This is a genomic window from Mesorhizobium sp. M7A.F.Ca.US.005.03.2.1, assembly GCF_003997795.1.
In the GTDB taxonomy this organism is placed as follows: Bacteria; Pseudomonadota; Alphaproteobacteria; order Rhizobiales; family Rhizobiaceae; genus Mesorhizobium; species Mesorhizobium ciceri.
In genome coordinates, this window is record NZ_RZRP01000123.1 from 1 (window position 1) to 10,858 (window position 10,858).

Here is a 10,858-nt window from a genome sequence, read left to right on the forward strand (position 1 = left end):
GGCTACTATGTCCGCATAGCACCACCCGACAGCGCCGAGGCCGGTTCGCCGAAGGACGGCTATGTCCCGATCAAGAACCGGCCACCCGGCGACACCAACCGGCCGGCCGAGCAAATCGTCAGTCCGGATGCGCTTGCACTTGTCCGCTTCGGCCTGCGGGCGGCCGACGACCCGCGCATGACAGACACGGTCAAGGTCATCGACGCGCAATTGCGCTGCGATCTGCCGCAAGGGCCGCTCTGGTATCGCTACAACGGCGACGGCTATGGCGAGCATGAAGATGGCGCACCTTTCGACGGCACCGGCCAGGGTCGCCCCTGGCCGCTGCTGGCCGGCGAACGCGCCCACTATGAGCTGGCGGCCGGGCGTAGGGAAAAGGCAGCCAGCCTGCTGGCAGCGCTGGAAGGCTCGGCCGGACCGGGCGGCCTGTTGCCGGAGCAGGTCTGGGACGGCGCCGATATGCCGGAGCGCGAACTGCTGCACGGCCGCCCCTCGGGCAGCGCCATGCCGCTGGTCTGGGCGCATTCGGAGCATATCAAGCTGTTGCGCTCGCTGCGCGACGGCGCGGTCTTCGACATGCCGCCGCAAGGCGTCAAGCGGTATATCGAGGCCAAGACAGTGTCGCCGTTCCGGACATGGCGGTTCAACAACAAGATCCGCACGGTCCCGGCCGGCAAGACACTGCGCGTCGAACTGTTGGCTCCGGCTACAGTCCATTGGAGCACCGACAACTGGGCGACCGCCCACGACAGCCAGACGGTGGAGAACGATTTCGGCATCCATCTTGCCGATCTGGCCGTCTCTGGCCTTCCCAAGGGAAGCACGCTGACCTTCACTTTTTTCTGGCCCGGGGCCGGCGATTGGGAGAATGTCGACTTCTCCGTCATCTCAGGCGACCAGGACAGCCAGCAGACCTTCCCTCGATAACCCCGCAAATCTCCTAGAAAACAGGGACGAAACCATGCAGATCGGAATGATGGGACTGGGCCGGATGGGCGCCAACATGGTCCGGCGCCTGATGCGCGACGGCCACGAATGCGTCGTCTACGACATCAACCCGGCCAGCGTCGCGGCCCTGGTGACCGACGGCGCGTCAGGGGCGGCCTCGATGGAAGAATTCATCGGCAAGCTGGCCAAGCCGCGCTGTGTGTGGCTGATGCTGCCGGCGGCGATCACCGGCAGGATCATCGACCAGGTGGCGGCCCTGATGGAGCCCGGCGACATCGTCGTCGACGGCGGCAATTCCTATTATCACGACGCCGTCGACCAGGCCGCGAAACTGGCCGGCAAGGGCATCCATCTTGTCGATGTCGGCACCAGCGGCGGCGTCTGGGGCCTGGAGCGTGGCTACTGCCTGATGATCGGCGGTCCCGACGTGGCGGTGCAGCACCTCGATTCGATCTTCGCCACGCTGGCGCCGGGCGCCGATGCCGGCTCCAATCCGTCCAGGGATGCCGGGACCGCGCCCTTCGGCTATCTGCATTGCGGACCGAGCGGCGCCGGCCACTTCGTCAAGATGGTGCACAACGGCATCGAATATGGCGTCATGGCCGCCTATGCCGAAGGCATGAACATCCTGAAATCGGCCAATGCAGGCAAGCGGCAACGGACGGCGGACGCCGAGACCAGCCCGCTGGAAAACCCGCAATACTACCAGTTCGACATCGACCTCCCCCAGGTGGCCGAGGTCTGGCGGCATGGCAGCGTTATCGGCTCCTGGCTGCTCGACCTGACGGCCGGCGCCTTGAAGAGCGATCCGGGCCTGGTGAATTTCGGCGGCCGCGTTTCGGATTCCGGCGAAGGCCGCTGGACGCTGAAGGCGGCCATCGACACCGGCGTGCCGGCTCCGGTGCTGTCCTCGGCGCTGTTCGACCGCTTCTCCTCGCAGGGCGAATCCGAATTCGCCGACAAGCTGCTCTCCGCCATGCGCTATGCCTTTGGCGGCCATGTTGAGAAGCCGAAGGCCGGCAAGTGAGGACAGCGGGGGAGACACGCGCATGAGCCAGGAACGGTCCGACACGCTGGTGCTCTTCGGGGCCACCGGCGACCTCGCCCACAAGAAGATATTTCCAGCCCTTTACCAGATGGTCGCCAAGGGCACGCTTACCGAACCGGTGATCGGCGTCGCCTTCGATGCCTGGGACCTCAAGCAATTGCAGGCGCGCGCGCGTGACGGCATCGTCAATGCGCTCGGCAAGATCGACGAAAAAGCCTTCGCCAAATTCGCCTCGCTGCTGCGCTACGTCAGCGGCGACTACCGTGACGGAGCGACGTTCGAGAAACTGAAGAGCGCGCTCGGCACCGCACAGCGACCGCTGCATTACATGGCGGTGCCGCCGACCATGTTCGAGACCGTCGTCCAGGGGCTGGAGCAGTCGGGCACGGCGCATGGCGCGCGGCTGATGGTGGAAAAGCCCTTCGGTCACGATCTGCAATCGGCGCGCTGGCTGAACCGGGTCCTGCATCTGGTGTTCGACGAGCAGTCGATCTTCCGCATCGACCACTACCTGGGCAAGGAAGCGATCCAGAACCTGCTCTATTTCCGCTTCGCCAATTCCTTCCTCGAGCCGATCTGGAACCGCAACTACGTCGAGAGCGTGCAGATCACCATGGCCGAGGATTTCGGCGTCGAGGGACGTGGCCGCTTCTATGACGATGTCGGCTGCATCAGGGACGTCATCGAGAACCATCTGCTCAACATCCTGTTGCTGCTTGCCATGGAGCCGCCTGTCGGCCGCTCCGCCGACGATCTGATCGACGAGAAGGTGCAGGTGCTGCGCGCGATCAGGACGCTGACCAAAGACGATGTCGTGCGCGGCCAGTTCACCGGCTATCTCACTGAACCCGGCGTCGCGCCGAACTCGCCCGTCGAGACCTTCGCGGCGGTGCGTTTCTTCGTCGACACCTGGCGCTGGCAGGACGTGCCGTTTTTCATCCGCGCCGGCAAGAACATGCCGGTGCATGTCACCGAAGTGGTGGTGCGGCTGAAGCGGCCACCGCTCGATGTCTTCGATCCGATCAAGCCCGCCGACCAGAACTACGTCCGCTTCCGCATCGACCCACAGGTGGTGATCGCCATCGGAGCACAGCGCAAGGCGCCGGGCGACGACATGATCGGCGAGCAGGTCGAACTGACGGCGCTCGACGACTCGAAGGGCGACATGCCGCCCTATGAACGCTTGATAGGCGACGCCATGAACGGCAACGGCCAGCTGTTCACCCGCCAGGACGCCAGCGAACTGGCCTGGCGCATCGTCGGCCCGGTGCTTGGCGACACCACGCCGCCGCACCTCTACGAGCCGCTCACATGGGGACCGGCGGACGTCATGGCCGGGTTCGGGCCACCCAATGGCTGGATCGATCCGGTGAAGTGAGAGGAACCACGCGATGGCCAAGGCAGTGAAGCAACCAGCATCGGGCACCGAGACGCCGGATGCTGAAAAGATCGTGCTCACGATCGACATCGGCGGCTCGCACGTCAAGATCCTCACCAGCGCCGGCGGCGCGGAGCGCCGCGCCGATTCGGGGCCGGGGCTGACGCCGCAACAGATGATCGATACCGTGAAGAAGCTCGCCGAAGGCCTGTCCTACGACGTCGTCTCGATGGGCTATCCCGGTCCGGTCAACCACAACAGGCCGCTCGCCGACCCCGCCAATCTCGGCAGGGGCTGGGCTGGTTTCGACTTTGCGGGCGCGTTCGGCAAACCGGTGAAAGTGGTCAATGACGCGCTGATGCAGGCCATCGGCAGCTACGAGGGCGGGCGCATGCTGTTCCTCGGGCTCGGCACCGGGCTCGGTGCGGCGATGATTGCCGACAACGTCGCCCAACCGATGGAACTCGCGCATCTGCCCTACAAGAAGGGCAAGAGCTTCGAGGATTATGTCGGCGAACGCGGCCTGGAAAAGCGCGGCAAGAAGAAATGGCGCAAATACGTCTTCGACGTCGTCGACCGGCTCCGTGCCGCCATGCAGCCTGACTATGTCGTCATTGGTGGCGGCAACGTCGACAAGCTCGATGAATTGCCCGCCGACTCCAGGCGCGGCGACAACACACGCGCCTTCGAAGGCGGGTTTCGTTTGTGGCGCGACAAGGCGCTGATAGTCTGATACTGTTATTGTTTAATATAGTTGTTCAAAATAACGTGTGACCTGCCATCAAGTCGTTGCAATACGCAGATTTGCCGACTAGGAATTCCGCGCTACAACAACGCCAATTCGTCCCGTGGACGCACGAAGGACGCCATAGCATTTTGATTTCGCGCATGATCCTTTCCGGAAGTCGAATCCGATTTTCAGGTCATTCGCTGTAGACGGAGAAATAGAGTGACCGACGATAGCAACAGTGCCCGTAAAGACATCGATCTGCTCGAGCTGACCGCCCACATCGTGTCCGCTTACGTCGAGAAGAACCGCTTGCCTGCCTCCGGCCTGGCCGACCTCATCGCCAGCGTCAGCGCCTCGATAAGCGGGCTCGGCAAGCCTGCGGTCCCGGTGGCTGCCCCGCTGGTCCCGGCGGTCAATCCCAAGAAGTCGGTGACGCCCGATTTCATCATCTGCCTCGAAGACGGCAAGAAGTTCAAATCGCTGAAGCGTCACATCGGTGTGCATTTCGGCCTGACGCCGGACGCCTATCGCGCCAAATGGGGCTTGCCGTCGGACTATCCGATGGTCGCTCCCAACTACGCGGCCTCGCGTTCGCTGCTGGCGAAGTCGATCGGCCTCGGCCGCAAGGCCGCCCCCGTCAAGGCGCCCGCCAAGGGCAGGAAGGCCAAGGCCTCGGCCTGAACATTCAGTCCTGAGCCAACAGTTAGGACGACTGGAACAGAAGCCTGCCGGCGAATCCGCCTTGGCAGGCTTCATGTTCTTATGGCTTGGATGGACCGGACGGGTTCCTAGAGCAATTCCAGGAAAAGTGTGAAACGGTTTTCCGTCCGGAATTGCGTAAAAACAAGGAGTTAGAGCGGGTCGCCGTTTCCGTGAAACGGTGAACTGCTCTTGGGGAGTGAGCCATGAACTACACCAGGATGGTGATCGAGAAAGAGGCGCCGGAAGAATACGGCTACGACCGTATCCGCTTCAATCTTTCCGAAAGCTCGATCGCCGACCAGAAGCTCTCCGACATCGGCCTGTCGCTGCCCGATCTCACGCTTTTCTATGGCGAGCATCGCGGCGACAAGCAGTTGCGTGCACTGATATCGGCGCAGGATGCCGGCATTTCGCCGGATGATGTCCTGGTCACCGCCGGTGCCGCCGGCGCGCTGTTCATCATCTCGACCTCGCTTTTGTCGGCCAACGACCATCTCGTCGTCATCCGGCCCAACTACGCCACCAACATCGAAACCCCAAGGGCGATCGGCTGCGCCATCAGCTTTGTCGACCTGGCCTTCGAGGAAGGCTTCGCCATCGACGTCGAACGCGTCAAGGCCGCGATTCGGCCGGACACGAAGCTGATCAGCGTCACCTGCCCGCACAACCCGACCGGCACGATGATGAGCCGAGCCGAGCTCGATGCGCTGGTGGCGCTTGCCGAAAGCAGCGACTGCCATCTGCTGGTCGACGAGACCTATCGCGACCTCTCCTACGGCAGGCGGCTGCCGACGGCTGCCTCACTGAGCCCGAAGGCGATCAGCGTCTCGTCATTGTCCAAGGCCTTCGGCATTCCCGGCATCCGCATCGGCTGGCTGATCACCAGGGATGCGGTGCTTCAGGAAAAATTCCTCGCCGCAAAGGAGCAGATTGGCATCTGCGGCAGCGTCATCGACGAAGGCATTGCCCGCGGCATGCTCGAGCGCCGGGACGCCTTCCTGGCGACACTGCTGCCCGAAATGGCCAAGCGCCGCGACATCGTCCAGGCCTGGATCGACCGCGAACCGCTGGTCGACTGGATCAGGCCCGAAGGCGGTGTCGTAGGCTTCCCGCGCCTCGATGTCGAACCCGGCTTCGACCTCGACCGGTTCTATGCGAACCTGCTGGAGAACCATGGAACCTATGTCGGACCCGGCCACTGGTTCGAGATGGAAAAACGCTTCTTCCGCGTCGGCTTCGGCTGGCCGACGGAAGCCGAATTGCGCGGCGGCCTCGACGCCATCTCCGTCGCGCTGCGGCAGTAACTTCCGCGTGCCGGCGATGGAACGGGCTGAAAATTCCTTGATCCAGCACTGATTTTGACGCATATCCGCGGCGAACTGAGCTAAAAGTTCCGCCAGCCGGACCAGCGCCCATCGTGGAAGTGCCCCGCCAGCTGACGCCACTGCAAAGGGGCCTCTTAAATCATGACCGCCGAACAGATATCACCGGACCAGCGCTATGCCGCGTTCCGCCACCGCTCCTTCCTGAGTTATTGGGCGGCGCGTTTCCTCACCACATTCGCCACCATGATCGTGTCCGTCGCGGTCGGCTGGCAGATGTACGATTTGACCCGCGACCCGCTCGATCTCGGCCTGGTCGGCATCGTCCAATTCCTGCCGTCGCTGCTTCTGGTGCTGGTCACCGGTGTCGTCGCCGACCGCTTCGGCCGCCGCCTGATCATGGCGCTGGCGGTCGTGGTGGAGGCGATGTGCGCGCTGGCGCTGCTGTTCCTGGCGCTGCGCGGCATCAGCGGGCCGCTGCCGATCTTCTGCGTGCTTGCCATGTTCGGCGTCGCCCGCGCCTTCTTCGGTCCGGCCTCGGCCTCGCTGTTCGCCAATCTGGTGCCGCCTCAGGATTTCGCCAACGCCATCGCCTGGAATTCATCGGCCTGGCAGACGGCGACCATCGTCGGACCCGTCGCCGGCGGCCTGCTCTACGGCGTGTCGCCGGAAGCGGCCTACGGAACCGCCGCTGTCCTGATGCTTGTGTCCGGGCTGCTGATCTTCACCATCCCGAAGCCGTCGCAGCGCACCGAGTCGGACAAGCCGACGATGCAGCACCTGCTCGGCGGGTTCAGCTACATCTGGAGCGAGAAGATCGTGCTCGGCGCCATCTCGCTCGATCTGTTCGCCGTGCTCCTGTCCGGCGCCTCGGCGCTGCTGCCGGTCTATGCGCGCGACATCCTCCAGCTCGGCCCGTGGGGCCTCGGCCTGCTGCGCTCGGCGCCCAGCATCGGCGCCATTTGCGTCGCCATCTGGCTGGCCGGGCATCCACTTCGCAACCACGCGGGCATGATCATGCTGGCCGCCGCAGCCTCGTTCGGCGCCTTCACCGTGGTTTTCGGCCTGTCGACCATCACCTGGCTGTCGATCGTGGCATTGGTCTTCCTTGGCGCCACCGATATGTTCAGCGTCTACATCAGGGAGACGCTGATCCAGCTGTGGACGCCCGACGAGGTGCGCGGCCGCGTCAACGCCGTTAACCAGGTCTTTGTCGGCGCCTCCAACGAGGTCGGCGAATTCCGCGCCGGCACGATGGCCGCACTGATCGGCACGGTGCCGGCCGTGGTGATCGGCGGCATCGGCGCCATCGCCGTCGCGGGCCTGTGGGTGGTGCTGTTTCCGCAACTGCGCAAGGTGCGCCACCTCAACGGGCGCAACTGATCTTCCCACGGTTGACAGCCGACGTGCCTAGCCCATGCCACAGGAGCTCTCATGATCACTTGCTACCTGAAATACGTCATCGACCCCTACAAGCTTGCCGAGTTCGAAGATTATGGTCGTCGCTGGATAGCTCTGGTCAACCGCCTCGGCGGAAACCATCACGGCTATTTCCTTCCAAGCGAAGGGGCGAGCAACATCGCCTATGCCATGTTCAGCTTCCCGAGCCTTGCCGACTACGAGGACTATCGCAAACGGATGGCTGCCGACCCGGAATGCCAGGAAGTGTTCGAAATGGAAAAACGCAATCGCAGCATTCTCAGCTACGAGCGCAGCTTCCTGCGGCCGGTGCTCGAACCTTAATGCATGTCGCCCAAAAGTGGCCCCGGTTTTGGGAGAACGACATGCATGAAGACAAAGACCTAAAGCGGGTCGCCTGAAATCCGTTCAGACGACGGTTCAGCTATCTGCTCGGCTTGCCGAAGATCATCCGCAAAAACTCGTCCAGCCAGCGCTTGAGATGCATGTCCCAGATCAGCCGGCCGCCGAGATGATCGCGGCCGGGCTGGGCACCGGGCAATTCGAAGCGATGCGCGCCGCGCACCACCCAGCGCTGCATCATCACCCTGGTCAGTTCGCCATGGAACTGGATGCCCCAGGCATTGTCGCCGTAGCGGAAGGCCTGGTTGGGATAGGTTTCGGCCGTCGCCAGCAGCGTCGCGTCCCTGGGCAGCGAAAAACCCTCGCGGTGGAACTGGTAGACCATCTCCGGCCAGTGCATCAGTTGCTTGCCGGCTTCGGTCGCCTTCAGGGGATACCAGCCAACCTCGACCAGCCCTTCACCATGACCCTCGACCTTGCCGCCGAGACAGTTGACCAGCATCTGCGCGCCGAGACAGATGCCGAGACATGGCCGGTTCTCCCTCAGCGGTATTTCCAGCCAGTTGGTCTCGCGGCGGACGAACTCGTCGTCGTCATTGGCGCTCATCGGGCCGCCGAACACCACCGTGCCGGCGTGGTCGTCCAGTGTTTCGGGCAAGGCGTCGCCAAGCGGCGGCCGGCGGATGTCGAGATCGAAACCTTCTTCCAGCAACATATGGCCGACACGCCCCGGGCTCGAACTCTCCTGATGCAGCACGATCAGGATCTTTGGCTTCGAACTCGTTTGGCGTGGCATGGGAAGGCGAAGATCCTATTCGTCGCTCGATGTTCCGGTGGCGCCGGGCGCGTGCGCCGCCGCCTTGCGGCGCGCCTCGACGCGATCGTGGCGTTCGACGCCGATCAGCTCGGCGACGCGCCAGACGGTGTTGTCCTCGAGCTCGTGCAACTCGCCGTCGGCATAGACGATTTCCCACATCAGGCCGATGAAGGCCTTGCGCGCATCGGCATCGAGATGGCGCTTCAGGACGCTGGTGAAGGCATAGAGATCGATCGCCTCGTTGTCGGCCCGCTCGCCGGCAGCGGCCAACGCTTCGAGTTCGGCGCCGCTGATCGAGTAGCTCTCGGCCAGCACCGCCTTGAACCGCTCCCACTCGACATCCTGGCGCACGCCATCGGCGTTCATCACATGGTAGAGCAGCGCCGAGGCGGCGACACGCGGATCGTCCGTGCTGGCATGCGTGCCGGCACCGGCCGGCAAATCCCTGAGAAACGACAGAACGCGTTCAAACATAGATCCATACCCCAACGGCCTGACGGCCTGCCCAACTCAAAACAACCGAAACCGGCGCGGCGATTTCTCCGCTTCCTCGTCCGGATCGACGCCGGGATCGTCCGGCAGCCGCGCAAGCTCCTCGGCCGGCTCGACGCCTTCGGCATCGCTCGGCACCGCGGCGAAGGCCGCTGCCGTGATTGGCCTGACATGATCTTCTTCGCGACTTTCAGCTTGCTTGCCCGCCGACGTCTCGCCACCGGCGTCGTCGATCACTTCGATCGGCCTTTTTTCGCTCGTCGGCTTTGCCAATGCTTCAATAACCGGTGCCGCACCCGCTGGCGCGTCATCATGGCTGTCGATCAACTGGCCAAGACGCTCCATCGGCGCGCGCCACTCGAAGGCGTCGAGCCGGCCGGTGATCGGCGATACCGGAGCCCAGCGTTCCGATACCACGCCGTCTGCGACCCAGGCCGGATCGCGCGGCGCCCGCAGCGCCCTGGACAACAGCTGCCGAACTTTGCCCTGATCGCCGGTCTCGGCCTCCTCGATGTCGGCGAGCAGCAGATAGGCGCCCTCGCGACGGTCCATCCGGATCGCCGCCTCGGCCTCGCGGCGGGCGGTCGCGAAATCCTGCGCGTCGAGCGCGGCGCGCGCCACCGTCATCGACGATTCGGCGTGGTTCTTCTTCATCTCCTGCAGCTTCTTCGCCCGGTTGAGGCGGTCGAGCACCGCGTCGCCCGGCCTTGCATGGGTATAGAGCTCGGCGATCTCCGGATGCGGCTCGGCCTTCCACGCCGCCTCGAGTATCTTCGAGCCCTTGCGCACATCGTTCTGCTTGAACAGTGCGGCCGCGGCGGCCACGGCGGCAGGCGCGAAATCGGGCCTGAGCTTGTTCGCCTCGATCGCGGCCGTCCTGGCGGCGGCGGGATCGCTGTCGGCAAGCGCCTGCGCCTTGGCGGTCAGCAGCACGGCGCGGCGGCGGTTGGCGGCATCGCGTTCGATCTGCCGTGTCGCTTTCTGCGCGTCGACGAGTTTCAGGGCGCCGTCCCAGTCGCCGCGCGCGGTCAGCTCTTCCAGCGTCGATTCCGCCGCCCAGGCCAGTTGCGGCGCCACAGCGGCGGCGCGGCCGGCATAATGCCTGGCGGCGTTGCGGTCGCCGAGCCGTTCGGCTTCCAGATAAAGCCCGCGCAAACCCAGCAGCCGCATTTCGGGATCGTCGAGCATGCTCTCGAATTTCTGCCGCGCGCCTTCATGATCGCCTTCGAGCAGCGACGCCTGCGCTTCGAGCAGGTGGATCAGCGGCTCCTGGTCGGAACGGATCAGCTTGGCGGCTTCCTTGGTCTTCTTGCGGGCCAGCGCGCCATCACCGGCGCCGGCGGCAATCATGCCGGTCGACAGCGCCTGATAGCCACGATCGCGGCGGCGGACACGGAAATAGCGCGAGATGGTGTAAGGGCTGTTCCACAGCGCCTTGAGCAGCCACCACAGGATCATCACCGCAGCGACCACGGCAACGACAGCCACCGCCGCCACCATCAGGCTGACCTGGTATTGATAGCCGTTGAAAGTGACGACCATGTCGCCCGGCCGGTCGGCCAGCCAGGCAAAGCCCAACCCGAGCGCGAAAACGACGATGAGGAAGGCGAGCAGGCGGATCATTGTGTTGCCCTCATGCCTTCATCGCGCCCGAGATCAG

10 protein-coding genes and 1 pseudogene are annotated in these 10,858 nt (G+C 64.2%); 8 read left to right on the forward strand and 3 right to left on the reverse strand.

Going from position 1 to position 10,858, the window contains the following annotated elements:
- The 8 genes and pseudogenes from EN991_RS09740 to EN991_RS09780 all read left to right on the forward strand — a co-directional run.
- Positions 1-927, forward strand: a pseudogene (locus EN991_RS09740) (glucan 1,4-alpha-glucosidase); the annotation flags it as partial.
- A 34-nt stretch (positions 928-961) separates the two neighbouring features.
- Positions 962-1,975, forward strand: a complete 1,014-nt coding sequence (gene gnd, locus EN991_RS09745; protein WP_127368656.1) for a phosphogluconate dehydrogenase (NAD(+)-dependent, decarboxylating) — start codon at positions 962-964, stop codon at positions 1,973-1,975.
- A gap of 22 nt (positions 1,976-1,997) precedes the next feature.
- A complete protein-coding gene (gene zwf / locus EN991_RS09750) occupies positions 1,998-3,374 on the forward strand; it encodes a glucose-6-phosphate dehydrogenase (protein ID WP_024504766.1) in 1,377 nt (458 codons plus the stop codon).
- Positions 3,375-3,387: 13 nt separating this feature from the next.
- Positions 3,388-4,107 carry an ROK family protein gene (locus EN991_RS09755; protein WP_027163053.1) on the forward strand — a complete coding sequence of 240 codons (720 nt, stop codon included), beginning with the start codon at positions 3,388-3,390 and terminating at the stop codon, positions 4,105-4,107.
- 216 nt (positions 4,108-4,323) lie between these two features.
- Positions 4,324-4,785: a MucR family transcriptional regulator gene (locus EN991_RS09760; RefSeq protein ID WP_013528917.1), complete on the forward strand. Its 462-nt coding sequence runs from the start codon at positions 4,324-4,326 to the stop codon at positions 4,783-4,785.
- A gap of 224 nt (positions 4,786-5,009) precedes the next feature.
- A complete protein-coding gene (locus tag EN991_RS09770; RefSeq protein WP_127368657.1) occupies positions 5,010-6,110 on the forward strand; it encodes a pyridoxal phosphate-dependent aminotransferase in 1,101 nt (366 codons plus the stop codon).
- Positions 6,111-6,272: 162 nt separating this feature from the next.
- Positions 6,273-7,511, forward strand: a complete 1,239-nt coding sequence (locus tag EN991_RS09775) for an MFS transporter (RefSeq protein WP_013528915.1) — start codon at positions 6,273-6,275, stop codon at positions 7,509-7,511.
- Between the two features lie 51 nt (positions 7,512-7,562).
- Entirely contained in the window at positions 7,563-7,871 is a 309-nt protein-coding gene (locus tag EN991_RS09780) for an NIPSNAP family protein (RefSeq protein WP_024503037.1), read from the forward strand.
- A 100-nt stretch (positions 7,872-7,971) separates the two neighbouring features.
- Here EN991_RS09780 and EN991_RS09790 read toward each other — a convergent pair whose 3' ends face one another.
- Genes EN991_RS09790 through EN991_RS09800 form a run of 3 tightly spaced genes read right to left on the reverse strand, consistent with a single transcriptional unit; the run spans position 7,972 to position 10,821 of the window.
- The gene (locus tag EN991_RS09790; protein WP_013528913.1) at positions 7,972-8,685 is read right to left on the reverse strand and encodes a glutamine amidotransferase; all 714 of its coding nucleotides are present in this window, start codon (positions 8,683-8,685) and stop codon (positions 7,972-7,974) included.
- A 15-nt stretch (positions 8,686-8,700) separates the two neighbouring features.
- Positions 8,701-9,180 (reverse strand): TerB family tellurite resistance protein, encoded by a 480-nt coding sequence (locus EN991_RS09795; protein ID WP_013528912.1) that lies wholly within the window; start codon positions 9,178-9,180, stop codon positions 8,701-8,703.
- A 36-nt stretch (positions 9,181-9,216) separates the two neighbouring features.
- Positions 9,217-10,821 (reverse strand): heme biosynthesis protein HemY, encoded by a 1,605-nt coding sequence (locus tag EN991_RS09800; protein ID WP_063173337.1) that lies wholly within the window; start codon positions 10,819-10,821, stop codon positions 9,217-9,219.
- Positions 10,822-10,858 lie beyond the last annotated feature (37 nt).